The 17,039-nt window shown below is 42.4% G+C and carries 15 protein-coding genes and 1 pseudogene; 10 read left to right on the forward strand and 6 right to left on the reverse strand.

Features of this window, described 5'->3' with window-relative positions; all coding sequences use genetic code 11:
* Nucleotides 1-154 precede the first annotated feature (154 nt).
* Nucleotides 155-2,416: a beta-glucosidase BglX gene (gene bglX, locus HH214_RS03080; RefSeq protein ID WP_248282191.1), complete on the forward strand. Its 2,262-nt coding sequence runs from the start codon at nt 155-157 to the stop codon at nt 2,414-2,416.
* An 89-nt stretch (nt 2,417-2,505) separates the two neighbouring features.
* Here bglX and purN read toward each other — a convergent pair whose 3' ends face one another.
* The 4 genes from purN to HH214_RS03100 form a co-directional block, all read right to left on the reverse strand.
* Nucleotides 2,506-3,084 (reverse strand): phosphoribosylglycinamide formyltransferase, encoded by a 579-nt coding sequence (gene purN / locus HH214_RS03085; RefSeq protein WP_169605952.1) that lies wholly within the window; start codon nt 3,082-3,084, stop codon nt 2,506-2,508.
* A 76-nt stretch (nt 3,085-3,160) separates the two neighbouring features.
* Nucleotides 3,161-3,673, reverse strand: a complete 513-nt coding sequence (locus HH214_RS03090) for a hypothetical protein (protein WP_169605953.1) — start codon at nt 3,671-3,673, stop codon at nt 3,161-3,163.
* A gap of 123 nt (nt 3,674-3,796) precedes the next feature.
* Entirely contained in the window at nt 3,797-6,271 is a 2,475-nt protein-coding gene (locus HH214_RS03095) for an ABC transporter permease (RefSeq protein ID WP_169605954.1), read from the reverse strand.
* 227 nt (nt 6,272-6,498) lie between these two features.
* Nucleotides 6,499-8,085: an FAD-dependent oxidoreductase gene (locus tag HH214_RS03100; RefSeq protein ID WP_169605955.1), complete on the reverse strand. Its 1,587-nt coding sequence runs from the start codon at nt 8,083-8,085 to the stop codon at nt 6,499-6,501.
* A 126-nt stretch (nt 8,086-8,211) separates the two neighbouring features.
* Between HH214_RS03100 and yiaK the strand changes: the two are divergent.
* The 4 genes and pseudogenes from yiaK to HH214_RS03120 all read left to right on the forward strand — a co-directional run bounded on the left by yiaK (nt 8,212) and on the right by HH214_RS03120 (nt 10,826).
* A pseudogene (gene yiaK, locus HH214_RS03105) lies at nt 8,212-9,179 on the forward strand (3-dehydro-L-gulonate 2-dehydrogenase).
* A 95-nt stretch (nt 9,180-9,274) separates the two neighbouring features.
* Nucleotides 9,275-9,862, forward strand: a complete 588-nt coding sequence (locus HH214_RS03110) for a TetR/AcrR family transcriptional regulator (RefSeq protein ID WP_169605956.1) — start codon at nt 9,275-9,277, stop codon at nt 9,860-9,862.
* Nucleotides 9,863-9,974: 112 nt separating this feature from the next.
* Nucleotides 9,975-10,343, forward strand: a complete 369-nt coding sequence (locus HH214_RS03115; protein WP_169605957.1) for a DUF6010 family protein — start codon at nt 9,975-9,977, stop codon at nt 10,341-10,343.
* A gap of 18 nt (nt 10,344-10,361) precedes the next feature.
* On the forward strand, nt 10,362-10,826 hold the full coding sequence (locus HH214_RS03120; RefSeq protein WP_169605958.1) for a hypothetical protein: 465 nt from the start codon (nt 10,362-10,364) through the stop codon (nt 10,824-10,826).
* Between the two features lie 31 nt (nt 10,827-10,857).
* Here HH214_RS03120 and HH214_RS03125 read toward each other — a convergent pair whose 3' ends face one another.
* Nucleotides 10,858-11,604, reverse strand: coding sequence for an RluA family pseudouridine synthase (locus HH214_RS03125; RefSeq protein ID WP_169605959.1), 747 nt, complete (start codon nt 11,602-11,604; stop codon nt 10,858-10,860).
* 149 nt (nt 11,605-11,753) lie between these two features.
* Nucleotides 11,754-12,569 (reverse strand): 3-methyl-2-oxobutanoate hydroxymethyltransferase, encoded by an 816-nt coding sequence (gene panB / locus HH214_RS03130; protein WP_169605960.1) that lies wholly within the window; start codon nt 12,567-12,569, stop codon nt 11,754-11,756.
* A 212-nt stretch (nt 12,570-12,781) separates the two neighbouring features.
* On the opposite strand from panB, the gene carA reads away from it, so the two are divergent.
* From carA to HH214_RS03155, 5 genes are all read left to right on the forward strand, one after another.
* A complete protein-coding gene (gene carA, locus HH214_RS03135) occupies nt 12,782-13,882 on the forward strand; it encodes a glutamine-hydrolyzing carbamoyl-phosphate synthase small subunit (RefSeq protein ID WP_169605961.1) in 1,101 nt (366 codons plus the stop codon).
* 213 nt (nt 13,883-14,095) lie between these two features.
* Nucleotides 14,096-14,506 (forward strand): hypothetical protein, encoded by a 411-nt coding sequence (locus HH214_RS03140; protein ID WP_169605962.1) that lies wholly within the window; start codon nt 14,096-14,098, stop codon nt 14,504-14,506.
* A 75-nt stretch (nt 14,507-14,581) separates the two neighbouring features.
* Nucleotides 14,582-14,794: a hypervirulence associated TUDOR domain-containing protein gene (locus tag HH214_RS03145; RefSeq protein ID WP_211166299.1), complete on the forward strand. Its 213-nt coding sequence runs from the start codon at nt 14,582-14,584 to the stop codon at nt 14,792-14,794.
* Between the two features lie 200 nt (nt 14,795-14,994).
* Nucleotides 14,995-15,759 carry an ABC transporter ATP-binding protein gene (locus tag HH214_RS03150; RefSeq protein WP_169605963.1) on the forward strand — a complete coding sequence of 255 codons (765 nt, stop codon included), beginning with the start codon at nt 14,995-14,997 and terminating at the stop codon, nt 15,757-15,759.
* Nucleotides 15,760-15,878: 119 nt separating this feature from the next.
* Nucleotides 15,879-17,030 (forward strand): ABC transporter permease, encoded by a 1,152-nt coding sequence (locus HH214_RS03155; protein WP_169605964.1) that lies wholly within the window; start codon nt 15,879-15,881, stop codon nt 17,028-17,030.
* The last annotated feature ends 9 nt before the right edge of the window (nt 17,031-17,039 follow it).

Raw genomic sequence — 17,039 nt, forward strand, 5'->3', positions numbered from 1 at the left:
TCTTCTAAATTTATCTATAACATACCCTGATAGTAATTACCTGATAAGATGAATATGGCATGCCGCAAACTACTGTAGCCCCCCTAAAAGAATAAGCAGGGTTGTAAAAACAATACCTGCAATTGCTTTTAAAATAATTGAAATAACTTTAACTATGCAGCTTCAAATACCTATTATGTTTAAAAAGTTTCTCCTTATTCCATTGCTCCTGATAGAAACGCATCAGGTGATATCGCAAAGTAAAAAGCAGATTTCGCCAGAACAAATTGAGAGCAAGATTACCGATTTGATGGCCAAAATGACGCTCGACGAGAAAATTGGCCAGCTTAACCAATACAGCGGCGACTGGGAAGTAACCGGCCCGGTTACCAACAAAGGCAACAAGCTACAGGATGTAAAGGATGGCAAAATCGGCTCGATGCTGAACATCAGAGGATATGAACATACCCGTGCTTTACAGGAAGCCGCCATGCAATCGCGCTTGAAAATTCCGCTATTGTTTGGTCAGGATGTTATTCATGGTTATCGGGTAACTTTCCCGATTCCGCTGGCCGAGGCTGCCAGTTGGGATATGACAGCTATACAAAAATCGGCTCGGGTGGCTGCTACTGAAGCTTCCGCTTCGGGCATTCACTGGACTTTTGCCCCCATGGTTGACTTATCGCGTGATCCGCGTTGGGGTCGTGTAATGGAAGGCGCCGGCGAAGACCCTTACCTGGGTTCTATGATTGCCAAGGCTCGTGTAACCGGCTTTCAGGGTGAAGGCTTGGGGCATACCGATGCGGTAATGGCTTGCGTGAAGCACTTTGCCGCTTATGGTGCTGCCATTGGTGGCCGTGATTATAACAGTGTAGATATGAGCCTGCAAACGTTGTGGCAATACTACCTGCCACCGTTTAAAGCCGCTTTAGATGCTGGCGCAGCCACCTTCATGAACTCGTTTAATACTTTAAATGGCATACCGGCTACCGGCAACAGCTATCTGCAACGCGACATATTGAAAGGTAAATGGAACTTTACCGGCTTTGTAGTGAGCGATTGGGGATCGATAGGTGAAATGGTGCCACATGGCTATGCCGCCAATAATTACGAAGCTGCCGACTTTGCCATACATGCTGGTAGTGATATGGATATGGAAAGCCGTAGCTATATCAACCATTTAGCCGCCCTGGTGCACAATGGCAAAGTAAACATTGCATTGATTGACGATGCGGTAAGACGTATTCTGCGCAAAAAATATGAGTTAGGTTTATTTGATGACCCGTACCGTTTCAGTAATGCTGCGTGTGAAAAGAAAACCCTGAACAAACCAGAATTTCAGGAAGCAGCTCGTGATGTTGCTCGCAAGAGTATTGTATTATTGAAAAACCAAAATCAACTGCTGCCATTAGCTAAACAAACCAAATCTATCGCATTAATTGGCCCATTGGTGAAAGCAGAAAGCGACATGAAAGGTTTCTGGTCAGTAGAGTGGCAAAACCAGGACCATATTGTATCGCTGTTTGAAGGTATGCAAAAGCAAGCCGGCAACACCAAATTAGTTTATGCTCAAGGTTGCGATGTGACCGATACTTCTAAAGCAAACTTTGCAGAAGCCATTAAAGCTGCCCAAAGTGCCGACGTAGTGGTAATGGCTGTGGGCGAAAGAGCCAACATGAGCGGTGAATCAAAAAGCCGTGCCAATATTCACTTACCGGGCGTGCAGGAAGATTTGATTAAAGCCATACAAGCTACCGGCAAACCGGTTATTGTATTAGTAATGGCGGGCCGACCATTGGTATTCAACTGGACTGCCGACCACGTTCCGGCTATTGTTTATACCTGGTGGCTGGGTAGCGAGGGTGGCAATGCCATTGCCGATGTGTTGTACGGCAAGTACAACCCTAGCGGCAAGCTGCCTATGACATTCCCGCAAACGGAAGGACAAATACCGGTTTACTACAACTATTTAAATACCGGTCGCCCGGCTCAAGATAATGCCGTATCGAACTATAGCTCCGGTTACATCGACTTAACTAAAAAACCAAAGTATGCTTTTGGTTACGGTTTAAGTTATACTACTTTTGAGTACAGCAACCTGAAATTAAGCCAGGATTCGCTGCACAACAGCGACCAGCTAAAGGTATCTTTCACCCTTAAAAATACCGGTAAGTATGCAGGTGAAGAGGTAGCGCAGTTATACCTGCGCGATGTAGTTGCTCAGCCTGTTCGCCCGGTGAAAGAGCTAAAAGATTTTCAGAAAGTAATGTTGCAACCTAACGAAAGCAAAACCATCACCTTTGTGATCAACAAAGACAAGCTTTCGTTTTACAACGACAACCTGGATTGGGTTAGCCAGCCTGGTATGTTTGACTTATTCATCGGCAGCGCATCAGATGATGTACGGCTACAAAAAAGCTTTAAACTGATCGACTAACGACAGTTTGCGTAAAACAAAAAAGGAGACACTTTCCAAGTGCCTCCTTTTTTGTTTTACGGTATTGCTGCTAAATGAGCAATGATGAGTTATCCACGCATTTTGCTTAATAAACCTTCTATTACTTTGGGCAGGTGCTGATGTTCCAGCTGCTGACCTTTGAGTTTAATTATTTCCAGCGTATCGCTCGGCTCAATTTTGTATTTAGCCTGATGAATAATTTCGCCTTCATCAAAATGCTCATTTACAAAGTGAATAGTGATGCCTGATTCTGCCTCACCATTAGCCAGCACCGCTTTATGTACATGATCGCCATACATGCCCTTACCACCATATTTAGGCAATAGCGAAGGATGGATATTGATAATTTTATTCGGAAATGCTTGCAACAAAGAAGCGGGCACAAGCCATAAAAAACCTGCCAGCACAATTACATCTACCTGCATATTCTGCAATAATCTGACTACCTCATCAGTTTGGTAAAATTCATGACGGGTAAATACATGAGTGGGTATTTCAAAGTTATCAGCCCTTTGCAGCACATAAGCATTAGGGTTGTTACTCAGCACCAGCACAACTTCGCCTTGGGCGTGCCCTTTAAAATACTCCATTATTTTTTGTGCATTCGAGCCCGAGCCCGATGCCAAAACAGCAACTCTGGTTTTCAAGATCATTGATATTTAGTTGCGGGTAAAAATAACATTTTACCCAAAAAGCAGACTAATACTATAAAATAGCGGTTACTTAATCGGCTATGTGAATAAAACCGTATCGCATTACGGTGTACTTCTTTACCGTACTTGACTGGTATTTGGTTGGTGTGTCAGTTTGCTGCAACACCAATGAGTTACGCCCCAGGTTAACAATCCGTGCATACTTAAAAGGCATAACCAATCCTGTATCTACTTTAAACTGCGTAGCAGACAAAAGCACCAACTTATCCGTACTAAAATGCCAGTTACCGTTTTTTAAATCGGTTGCACAATTAAAGTGATTATACATATAAGTACCAGCATCATTAAAGTTGACCGTCTGTGTGTACATACAGGCGGTATTTAAAGTATCAGTAGTTTTAAGCGTATCGCCACTATAGTTATACCGTTGCAACGAGGCCAGCTGCCACGAGCCATAACCCGTTAAAAAAGTAGTAATACTGGCTTGTTCATCCTGCTTTTTGCAGGCATTAGTTAACCAGCATACCAGCAAAATACCAGCTAGTACAAATAAAACCGAAAACTTGTTTTTTAGGATATGCACCTTACAAAAGTATAAATTCCCTGAAAACTGCTGACATTACAAACTAACGTTTTATCAAAACAGCTCTAAATGCAAATACTGGTATAACGTTGCTAGCCAAGGTTAATTACAATCAAGCATCTTTTATTCTGTTTTCAAATTTTTAACTGGGTTGGCCGTAGCTGCTTTTACCGATTGGAAACTTAGCGTCACACAAGCTATAACAATAGCCAGCATTCCGCCTACGGCAAATATCCACCAGCTGATGGCTATATGATAGGCAAAGTTTTGCAGCCATTGGTGCATAGCATACCAAGCTATGGGTGAAGCAATCAGGATGGCTAATAGTACCAGCTGCACAAAGTCTTTAGACAATAACAAGGTAATTTGCGCCACAGATGCTCCCAACACTTTACGGATGCCGATCTCTTTGGTACGGCGCTCGGCAGTATATACTACCAACCCTAGTAAGCCGAGGCAGGCAACGAATATGGATAGTGAAGTAAATATAGTCAGCAAATTGCCTGTACGCTGGTCAGTAATGTACAAAGCGTTTAAATCGTTGTTCAAAAAAGTGTAATCAAAAGGTTCAACAGCGTTATAGTTTTTCCACTTAGTGGCTATTTGCCTAAGTGTAGCTGCTGGGTTACCTGCCTTTAATTTCACAATCACAAAAGAAGTATGGGTATCATAACTTTTAGATGATTGGTTAAATAAGGCAAAAGGAGTAATTATATCATGTAATGATTCCAGATTAAAATCTTTCACTACGCCTACCACTTTGTAGGCTTCATACTTCCCTCCGGGATAACGTATGTACTGACCTATCGGATTTTTCCAGCCGATTTGCTTTACAGCAGCCTCGTTCAGAACTACGGATAAAGAATCATTAAAATTTTTGTTAAATGATCGGCCTTTTAACACTTTCAAGTTGAGCGCTGCGGTAAAATCCTGATCAACCAGGTAAGAGTTCAACGTAATATCTTTGGCTACATGGGGTTCTGTCTGGTTAGCTACAGGCACATAAAAATCGCCGAAAGAGCTTTTGGTAAATATACTGGTAGAGATGCTTGCCGCTTTCACCTGCGGCATGGCAGCTAGTTCCTGCCTGAAGGTTTCTTCGCTTTGACCCAGCTTTTCAGCATTAGGCAGCACAACAACATTCTCTTTATTGAAACCTAAGTCTCGGTTCTGAATATAATGCAGTTGCAGGTAAACCACCAATGTACATACCATGAGCGCGGTAGATACCGTAAATTGAAAAACAACCAAACCGTTACGGATATTCAATACGCCCATACCGGTTTTATATAAACCGGCACCTTTGAGCACACTAACCGGCTTAAACGATGCTAAGTAAAAAGCAGGGTAACCACCAGCCAGAAAAGTAACTACCCCAATTAACGCAACCATCAAAGCCAGGTAGAAACTGTTAAACATCATCTGCGGTTGAAAATTCTTCCCAGATAACTGGTTGAACAAAGGTATTATTGCAATAATCAACACCAAGCCTAAAGCCATAGAAACTAAGCCGAACAAAAATGTTTCGGTCAGGAATTGCTGAACAAGTGCTTTTTTGCCAGAACCAACCACCTTGCGTACGCCTATCTCCTTAGCTCGCTTTGCAGCTTGGGCGGTAGAAAGATTAATAAAATTAACGCAGGCCAGTGTAATTACAAACAACCCAACGGCAGCAAAAATGTACAGATTCTTAATATCGCCCTGATTGGTAATGGCTGATGTGATACCGGCTGACCGCAGATGGACATCTCTTAAAGCCTGTAAATGTAAGTTCCACCGTCCACCCTTTTTCAGAAACGCTTCATAATGCTGACCGATACGATTAAAGGCTGTAGCCGCTTGTACTTTCACCATTGCCGGAAATTTAGCCTCCATGTTTTTTACCACATCCGGGTTGGCCGCCACAACTGGTTTAAGTTTAACATAGGTAGCCATATTCAGCCAAACCCAGCTCCAGCTAAAATACTTTACTTCGCCACAGTTTTGAACAGGTATCAGCATATCAAACTTTAAAGAGGATTGCGGTCCCACATCTTTCAATACGCCGGTTACTTTTAAAGGATTTTTGCTTACATCGGTCATCAGCAACTTGCCTATTACATCCGTATTACCGAAGTATTTTTTGGCAATAGCCTCTGTAATAACAATGGAATTAGGTTGTAGCAAGCAGGTAGCCGCATTGCCTTGCTTTAGCGGATAAGTAAGTACCTGTAAAAAGTTTGCATCTACCGCAAACATGCCGCTTTCGGTAAATGCCTTGTACGTGTCGCCGCTGCTATATCGAATGAGCTGATTGCCGGGCCGATAAATACGGGTATAACTTTCTACTTCCGGAAAGTTGTTCAGGAGGGCATCGCCAGCTGGTGGTGGTGTGTAGCCAGCATTAAATTCGCTATCGCCCATTTTACCTTCCATGTTTACCCGGTATACACGGTTGGCATCTTGAATGAAGCCATCATAAGCCAGTTCATTTTTTGTGTACAGGCTGATCCACATTACACAAGCAAAGCCAATGGCTAAACCAGCAATACTAATCAGTGAAAAAACTTTGTTACGCAGCAGATGCCGGTAAGCAATGGTAAAGTAGTTTTTAAACATGACGGCAAGATGTTAACACTCTTTCATCGCATACCACGCACCAAACCTTCAAAGTATTGTATATCAGCACAATATTATATAAGTAACGAACAATAACCGTTCATAATCGAACAGTTACTGTTCGTTAAAGTACTGACGAAACAGTGCCACCACTGCCAATGGCTTGTCAGTGTTACAGGGTGTTACACACTGAAACATGTAACACCTGTAACACTACACCTATAAGTTTACTGCTGTTCAGGCACAGCAACTGATTCCAGATCGTGTTTGGTTGGCCCATTAATTACTTTACCCTCGCAAGTAAAGCGTGAACCGTGGCACGGGCAATCAAAAGATTTTTCATCGTTATTCCACTGCACCACGCAACCCATGTGCGGGCAAATGGCGCTATACGCTTGAAAACGACCTTCGGGTGTACGGTAAACGGCTACTTTCTTCACCTTGCCCACGATAGCGGCCTCACCAGGCTTAATGCTTTTCAGCGATTCTACATCGGATGGCAGCAAGTAATCTACAAACTGGCTCAGGGTGGTGTACTGTTCTTCCAGGTAAGTTTTGGCAGTTCGCAGCTTAACCGTTATCCGGGCCGGATCGTACAGTTTAGTCCAAGGGTTTTCCCGACCCATAATCAGGTCTGTAATCAATATCCCGGCTAAGGTACCATGGGTCATGCCATTACCTGAATCGCCGGTTACGATATATACTTTCTCATTACCCGGATTTTTACCAATAAAGCCCATATCATCTACCGGCTCCATCACCTGGCCCGACCAGCGGTATACAATATCTTCAACCTGCGGGAAACGCTCACGCAGCCAGGTTTCCAATTGTTTATATCTGCCTTCTTCCGGTTCTTCCTCTTTATTGGCCTGCCCGGTTTTATGGTCGGCTCCGCCATGTATCAGCAAATCATACTGTTCGTTGTAAGGCTGGGTACGCACATAGTTATAAGGCATAGTAGGCCAAACCGAATCCTTATCGCCAGTGTCCCACCATAAAGCAGGTTCAATTTTATCTTTCGGCACCTTAGCCACAATAACATACGAACGGTATGGTGACTGTTTGGTGTGCATGGTAAACCAATCGTTAACAGGCGTATTGGTAGCCACAACCACGCTTTCTGCCTCTATTTTATGGCCATTGGCTTCTACCAGCCCCTCCTCTACTTTATCTGCACGGGTTTCAGTAAATATCTTTCCACCAAGACGAACAAAGGCTTCGGCTACTCCCCTCAAATATTTTAAAGGATGAAACTGACCTTGGTGCGGAAACTTTAGACTTGGCCCTTTTTCCACTGGAATACCCGGAACGCTGTACACCATTTCAGTAGCAATACCGGCTTTTTGGGTAGCTTGTAGTTCCTCATCTAAAGTTTGTTGCTTATCAGTTGGGTGCAGAAACAGGTAGCCATCTACCCGTTTAAAATCACAATCTATATTTTCTTCTTGTACAATTTTTTCAATTAAATCAATAGCTGCGGTATGGCTTTCGGCTGCATTGCGGGCACCTTCTTCGCCAAAATAACTTTCAATTTCGCTATACCGGTCATCAAGCGCATTAACCAGGTGGGCGGTAGTACGGCCGGTTTCGCCGCTGCCTACATAGCCATCTTCCACAATAACTACCTGCTTGCCGGCTTTGGCCAGGCAGTAGCCAATGGTTACGCCAGCTATACCGGCGCCTATAATTACCACATCGGTTTTGATGTCGGCGCCAAGTTTGGCATATTGCAACGGCTCAACACTATCCGTCCAGTAGGATAAGTGTGTTCCTGAGGTCAACTTACCATCAGCATTTGTTTGTGTGCTTTCCATAGGTTTTTATTTGGTGTATGATATCTTAAAACCACTGCTGCTAAATATGGTTTTAGCATAAAGCGGGTATAACGTGGTTTGCCCAATTAATAAATTTCAAACAGCATGCGCATTCCATTTGACACCATGCAGGCCGAATTTAAACGCGTACTGCTGCAACTTAACTTTAATGATGACAAAGCAGATGCCTGCGCCTCTATTTTTGCCGACAACAGCCTGAATGGAATTTACACGCACGGGCTTAACCGTTTCCCGGTGTTTGTGCAATACATTAAAGAAGGCTATATAAAGCCCGATGCCGAACCCACAGCCGAAGAAGGCTTGGGTTTAGTGGAACGTTGGAATGGCAATTTGGGCCCTGGTATGCTCAATGCTCAATTTTGTATGGATCGCGCCATTAACCTAGCCCGGCAACATGGTATAGGCTGTGTAGCTATACGAAACACGAACCATTGGATGCGAGGCGGTACCTACGGATGGCAGGCTGCCGAAGCCGGTGGCATCGGCATTTGCTTTACCAACACAATTGCCAACTTACCGCCTTGGGGGGCATTGATCCGCGGTTGGGTAATAACCCGTTAATTATTGCCGTACCTCGTGAAGGTGGGCATGTGGTTTTAGATATGGCTATCTCGCAGTATTCATTTGGCAAGCTGCTGCAATACCAGGCCAGTGGTGAAGAGTTACCTTTACCCGGAGGCTACAATAGAAATGGAGAGTTAACGCTGAACGCCGGTGAAGTTGTAGAATCGGGTCGGTTATTGCCGGTAGGGTTTTGGAAAGGCTCAGGTTTATCTATGATGCTGGATTTGCTGGTAACTATCCTGAGCGGGGGACAATCTACAGCAGCAGTTACCCAGAGCCAGGCAGAGTATGGCGTATCGCAGGTATTTATTTGCATTAAGCCTAACTCTGATGAAATGACTCAAAACTTGATTGAGCAGATTATCAGCTATACTAAAACCAGTACGCCCGAACATGAAGGCCATGCCATACGCTACCCCGGTGAAAGCACCCTAAGAATCAGGGCCCAGAACTTACAGGAGGGTATTCCGGTAGATGAAACCATCTGGAATAAGGTACTAGCTTTGTAAACAGGGCTGCCAAAACCAAGCTTAAAGGTCTAGCTCATAGCTGAACCTGAATATTACCTGCTTATATTTGCCACGCAATACGAGCTTACACGTTTATGTCGAAAGGTGCAACTACCCGCTTAAATATACTGCAGAAGGCTTTTCAACTGATTTATACCCGAGGGTATCAGGCTACCAGCGTTGATGATATTATTGCCACTACGCAGGTCACTAAAGGTGCGTTCTTTTACCATTTTAAAAATAAAGATGAAATGGGCCTGGCCATGATTAACGATGTCATGTACCCAGGTATGTACGAGGCTTTAGTGCACCCTCTTGAAGCCGGTCAGGATCCAGCCGAAGAAATATATACCATGATGAAGGCCCTGTTAATTGGCAATCCGTTTTTTCAAGTAAAGTATGGCTGCCCGGCTATTAACCTGATCGAAGAAATGTCGCCTTTAAATGAAGCTTTTCATCAAGCCTTATCCAAGTTGGTTGCACAATGGCAAAAAGCTATTGAACAATGTATAAACAACGGTAAAACAACCGGCAAAATACATAATGAAGTAAATGCCACGCAAGTAGCCACGTTTGTTATGGCAGGTTATGGTGGTATACGCAACTTGGGTAAAATATTAGGAGCAGACTGTTACCACACTTACCTGCATGAGCTTAAAATATACTTAGAAACGTTGAAATAATTTTTTTTCATTAAAAACATACCAATTGGTATGTTTTTATACTTTTGCATAGATCAATGTTAAAGTTATGACACATACTACTACTGAAATTTTTTCTTTATCAGATGCTTTCATGGCAATTGTTGTAGCACTAGTAGCCATTACCTTGTTATCCCTATTTCGAGAACCTGAACGACAAAAATTTAACGCTTTACTTATTGCTGGAGCCAGTGCAACTTATTTGAGCGGAGGCTTAGGTGTATGGGAATTTACTTTTTGCGCTACCATGACGGCTTTAGCTTACTTTGGCTTTAGGCATTATTATTTTATAGGAACAGGTTGGTTATTGCACGTAGGCTGGGATGTAATGCATCATTTATATGGTAGTCCCATCATCCCCTTTTTGCCCACTTCATCAGCCGGATGTGCGGTTTGTGATAGCTTACTGGCCTTGTGGTTCTTTTGCAAAGCGCCGTCGGTATTTACTTGGTTTCGTAAATAGTTTTTAAATTAGCTTGATATGTACCCTACCCTTTTAGCCCTACACTCGCTTACCCGGTGGTTGGTTCTGATCAGCCTGATGTATGCTATTTACCGTGCTTACCGGGGGCAACACAAGCATTTGCCTTTCACTAAGTTTGATAACACCGTTCGGCATGTTACGGCTACGATAGCGCATATACAACTTACTTGGGGCGTTTGGCTGTACATTATTAGTCCGCTAACAGAATACTTCCGGGATCATTTCAGCACGGCTGTACACGATCGGCAGTTCCGTTTTTTCGGGATGGAACACAGCTTGATGATGCTCACAGCTGTTACGCTAATTACCATAGGCTCGGCAAAAGCTAAACGCCAAGCTACCGATCAGCAAAAATTTAAAACGATGGTTACATGGTTTACCATTGCACTGCTTATCATCCTATCTTCTATTCCCTGGTCATTTTCGCCTTTAATCAGCCGACCTAATTTTCGGCCTTTCTAATTAGGGAACGATTAATAATTATGATAGCAGCTTATTCTGCTTGTCCTTTCAAAGTGATGGCATCATCTTTCTCATGAACCAAATGAACAAACTTGTCCCAGAAACCATCCTTAGGCAGAGAGGCAATGATATCGATGGGTTCTTTTTTAACCGGATGTATAAATTGCAGACGCCGGGCATGCAGGCAAATACTTTTCTTTAAGCTGCCACGTGGGTAGCCATACTTGTTATCGCCTACTATGGGACAGTTTAGGGTAGATAACTGTACACGTATTTGGTGCGGACGACCAGTAATCGGGTTTACCTGGATTAAATAGTAGCCTTGCAGTTCGCCCACCATACGGTAATGTAACTCGGAGCGTAAACTTCCTTTTACTTCGTGGTCATGGGCTTTGGTTACATTTTTTTGCGGATTTTTAACCAGCCAATGTACCAAATCACCATAAGGCGGATTAGGCTGGTTGCGTACCACGGCGTAATAGGTCTTACGCATTTCGCGCGTTTTAAACATTTGATTTATCCGATCAAGCGCTTTACTGGTTTTGGCAAACAGGATAACGCCACTTACGGGCCTATCCAAACGGTGCACTACACCTAAAAAGGCGCCATTAGGTTTGTTATACTTTTGAGCCAGGTACCTTTTTACCTTTTCATCCAAAGGTTCATCGCCGGTATCATCCACCTGCACAATATCGCCTGCCCGCTTGTTAATAGCAATCAGGTGGTTGTCTTCATATAAAACATCGTTGTCGGTGATGTCGGTACGAGAATTTTGCATGGCAGGTATTTGAATCCGGATATCAGCAAATCCGTAAGTATATTTCGGATACAGTTAAATAAAATGAACGTTTAATCAAGCTATACCTAATTTAAACTTTACTTAAAATGTGAGTCTTGGCTCTCAGCTCTTGTTTATTAATTCTAGTTTTAATATTGTTCCTTATCGCTTGGGAATGCTTGTGCTTTTACATCACTTACATAATGCTTTATAGCATCATTCATTACCTCGTACAAACTAGCATACTGGCGTAAAAACCGCGGACGGAAACCTTTGTTCAGGCCCAACATATCATGAATAACCAGCACCTGTCCGTCACAACCTTGGCCAGCGCCAATACCAATAGTTGGTATTTGCAGGCTTTGCGTAACCTCGCCCGCCAATACAGCCGGAATCTTTTCCAGCACCACCGCAAAACAGCCCAATTCTTGTAGTTTCAAAGCATCATCTTTCAGCTTTTGTGCTTCAGCCTCTTCCTTAGCCCTTACGGTGTAAGTACCAAACTTGTAAATAGATTGCGGTGTTAAACCTAAATGCCCCATTACCGGAATACCGGCAGTCAGGATACGGCTTACTGATTCGGCAATTTCTATACCACCTTCTAATTTTACCGCATGCGCGCCCGATTCTTTCATGATACGGATAGCCGAACTCAGCGCTTCTTTTGAGTTGCCTTGGTATGAGCCAAAAGGCAAATCAACCACCACAAGTGCCCGGCTTGCTGCCCGCACTACTGATGAAGCATGATAAATCATCTGATCGAGCGTGATAGGCAATGTGGTTTCATGTCCCGCCATTACGTTAGAAGCTGAGTCACCTACCAGAATCACATCAATGCCGGCATTATCAACAATAGCAGCCATTGAGTAATCATAGGAAGTAAGCATGGCTATTTTTTCGCCTTTACTTTTCATAGCCTGAAGGCTGTGGGTGGTAACGCGTTTAATTTCTTTATTTACTGACATGGTAAATGCTAAACAGTGGTTAAAGCTGCCCTGCAAAGGTAGAAACTACCTGTTAATAATTTATTGCATTTTTGACATGCTATCAATATTAAAATTACGTATTTTTGCAGCGTGAATACAGAAGCATGTTTACTTCTTCTTTCCAACTGTTTTCACGGAGCTGCACACCAGGCCAACCGGCTTATCGTTAATCCTTTTATAATTTTTGTAAGATGACAAATTACACCAAATTACCGGCTGTATTGTTACTGGCTGACGGAACTGTTTTTCATGGCAAAGCAGCCGGCAAAATAGGTACCACTACAGGCGAGATTTGCTACAATACCGGCATGACCGGCTATCAGGAAATTTTTACCGATCCTTCCTATTTCGGGCAAATTATGGTAACCACTAATGCTCATATCGGCAACTACGGTATCAGCAAGGAAGAAACCGAATCGAGTAAAATACAGATTGCAGGTTTGGTTTGTAAAAATTATAACATTGCTTATAGCCGCAAACAAGCTGATGAATCTATTCAGGATTATTTTCAGGAGCAGAACATTACCTGTATATCAGATATTGATACCCGCCAACTGGTACGCCACATACGTGATAAAGGCGCCATGAACGCTATTATTTCTTCAGAAATTTTAGATGTGGAAGAACTGAAACGCAGATTGGCGGCTGTACCTTCTATGGATGGTTTGGAGTTGTCTTCACAAGTATCTACTACTGAAACTTATACTTTTGGCAATGAAAATGCTCCTTACCGGGTAGCAGTGCTGGATTTAGGCGTAAAGAAAAATATTCTGCGTAACTTTTCTGATCGTGATGTTTATGCTAAGGTATATCCGGCTAAAACCTCTTTCGAAGAAATGGAGAAAGATTTTCAGCCAACCGGCTACTTCATTTCCAATGGCCCCGGCGACCCTTCGGCTATGCCTTACGCTGTTGATACCGTAAAAGAAATTTTAGATGCCGACAAACCTTTGTTTGGCATTTGCTTAGGCCACCAGTTATTGGCTTTGGCCAATGGCATTCCAACCAAAAAAATGTTTAACGGTCATCGTGGCTTGAACCATCCGGTTAAAAACGTGATTAAAGATCATTGCGAGGTAACTTCACAAAACCACGGTTTTGGTGTGGTGCAGGATGCGGTACGCGCATCAGATAAAGTGGAAATTACCCACGTAAACCTGAACGATCAATCTATTGAAGGCATTCGGGTAAAAGATAAAAAAGCATTCTCGGTACAATATCACCCTGAATCATCTCCCGGCCCACATGATAGCCGCTACTTGTTTGATGATTTTGTAGATTTAATGAAATAATATAACAGATTAATCTCTGTATAAAAGCCAGGTATAATTGCCTGGCTTTTTTTATATCTGCAATTGCAACTTAACCGATACAATTTAAATATTCATCCATACTTATTGTTAAGTTAAAACTAAACGGGTAGCTTTACTATTAACTAATTAAACATACTCACTAAAACCTTGTATTACTATACTGCGTAAACTGTTTTTAATTAATAAATAACTATGGCCAAAAGCTTACCTATTGTAATGTTGATTATACTTTTCTTTGCTGCTTCCTGCCAAAAAGCAGATTTGAAAGATATGCTGATTACGCCCGACTCGGTAAGTACTATCAAAATTAGTGTAGCTAGTGTAAGCGGGCCTACTACTACTTCTGTTAACCAGGAAGTAAGCTATTTAGTTACCTGGCCGCATAGCCGCACTTACACCGCCTTTCGCAACTTTAAAACAGATACGCTGGGCCAAACCAGCCATATTACTTTATATGTAGATAGCAATAGTTGCCAAACCTGCATCGTAAATACTACAACTGCTACCTACAAATTTAAACCAACTGCTAAGGGTACTTACTACTTGAAGTTTTTAGGCCGCGATAGTACCCACACTATTGTAGATACCGTTACTGTAAAATAGATTCATTTACTTTTAAAAGTTCTAAGGCCCAAATACGGCAGCAATTTTGTTGTATCCCTTGAAAACAACATCACTATGAAAAAGGGAGATACCGTACACTGGAACTGGGGCCAATCAGAAGCTGAAGGCAAAATTGAAGAAAAGCATGACAAGCCAGTTCAAAAAACCATTAAAGGCACTAAGGTAAAACGCAATGCCAGTAAAGATGAGCCTGCCTACGAGATTAAACAGGCTAACGGCAATAAAGTACTCAAGTCAGAAAGCGAGTTAGAAAAAGGAAAGAAGTAACATCCACATCCAATACCCAATAAATAGACCCGCCCTTAGAAGCGGGCCTATTTATTGGGTAGTATTAGCTGATACCAGCAACATACCTTTTATTAAAGGTTTATAATAATCAACCAAGTTTTTTTGCCATTCACCGCTTATTTGATGCTGTTTACCGAAAAGTGCATCAGGATTTTTTTTTGTTGGTATATATTTATACCATGATAGCACAACCTATTATCACAGTTAACAACCTGGTTAAAAAATATGGTGATTTTACCGCCGTGAATGGCATCAGCTTTACGGTTTACGAGGGTGAAATTTTTGGCTTACTAGGCCCCAATGGCGCAGGTAAAACTACCACACTGGAGATTATTGAAACCCTTCGCAACAAAACTTCGGGCGAGGTAATGGTAGATGGCTTTTCTATTGATGCGGATGCCAACAGCATTAAACAGCGTATTGGTGTGCAGTTGCAAGCAGCTGGTTATTATCCTAATCTGAACTTGTATGAGCTACTGGTCCTGTTTTCGGGCTTGTACGGTGTAAAGGTAAACCCAATGGATATGCTGGAAAAAGTAGCCTTGACTGATAAAGCGAAAGCAAAATACAAAGACCTGTCTGGCGGGCAAAAGCAACGTTTTTCTATTGCCACTACCCTACTCAACAATCCGCGTATTATATTTCTGGATGAACCGACTACCGGTCTCGATCCACAGGCCCGCCGTAACCTTTGGGATTTAATACGACAAATACGAGACAGCGGTACTACTATAGTAATTACAACTCATTACATGGATGAAGCAGAAGAACTGTGCAATCGTGTCGCCTTTGTAGATGGTGGCCGAATTATCGGTCTAGATACACCTGACCACTTTATTGACCAGTTGGTAGCCTCAGGTTTTGAACGCAAAAAGCAGGTTAAACAAGCCAATTTAGAAGATGTCTTTATCAACCTAACCGGGAAGGAATGGCGTGAAGGATAAATTAGTTCACAGTTAATGGTTCTTAGTTGAAGTATGGCACCATTCACTATAAGCTAATGAACTCCTCATATATCATTATGCACTAATCAATCTCCCCTATCAATCACTATCCCATACACATGAACACCAAACCTTACAGCAATCTTAATGCTACGTTAGCTATTGCGCGTGCCAGTTTACGTTCTATACTGCGTAGCCCTTCAGCAGTAGTATTCAGCTTATTGTTTCCATTAATCTTCATTGTCATCTTTGCCAATATTGGCAATGGCGGCGTTAGTGTGGATGTTGGTTTGGCAAAAGGCAGTGATACATTAAACTCGGTGTATCAGATATTGAAACACAGCAAGGTTGTTAATATAATTACTAATCAAAATCAAGCCGAAATGCAAAAGAACCTAATAAAAGGGAGCATTGATGCAGTTGTTCAAATCACTAACAATCAAAGTAAGAACAACAAATCAGGTGGATGGATAATTTATCCGCCTTTAGCAGGACAAATAAAACCGTCATTATCAATAAACGTGCATTATACCTCTGCTTCTCCTGATAAAGGAAGCATCTTAAAATCAATACTGAGTAGTATTTTGTATCAAACTAATACTCAGGTTTCAAATGATATTCCTATAGTAGCCCAGCTAACCGAAACTACGGTAAAAGGTCGCGAATACAAATACATCGATTTTATTTTGCCTGGACAGCTCGGTTTTTCCCTACTTAACATTGGGGTATTTGGAACGGCTTTCGTATTTTTAAGCTTACGGCAAACCCTGGTTATCAAAAGGTTTTTTGCAACACCTGTAAGAAAATACAGCATTGTACTGGGCGAAATGCTAGCCCGTGTTGCTTTTGCTTTGTTAGGAGCCATTATTATTATCATGATCGGACATCTGGCGTTTGGCTTTACCTTAGTACACGGGGCGGTTACCGTACTCAATATGCTGCTTTTAGCTTTTATCGGGTTGATTATCTTCATGGGCTTTGGCTTCATCATATCCGGCTTGGCTAAAAATGAAACCAGTGTACCGCCGTTGTCTAACATTATTACCCTGCCCCAGTTTTTATTATCAGGAACGTTTTTTTCAACAGCTGCTTTTCCAAAATGGTTACAGCCCATTAGCAATGTGTTGCCCTTAACACACCTTAACAATGCCATGCGTAAAGTGGCCTTTGAGGGTGCCGCCATCACCGATGTTACTCATCAGTTATTTGTTCTGTTACTTTGGGGAATTGGCATTTACATAATTGCTGTAAAAACTTTTAAATGGGAATAGTGCATTAAG

This window comes from Mucilaginibacter robiniae (genome assembly GCF_012849215.1).
In the GTDB taxonomy this organism is placed as follows: Bacteria; Bacteroidota; Bacteroidia; order Sphingobacteriales; family Sphingobacteriaceae; genus Mucilaginibacter; species Mucilaginibacter robiniae.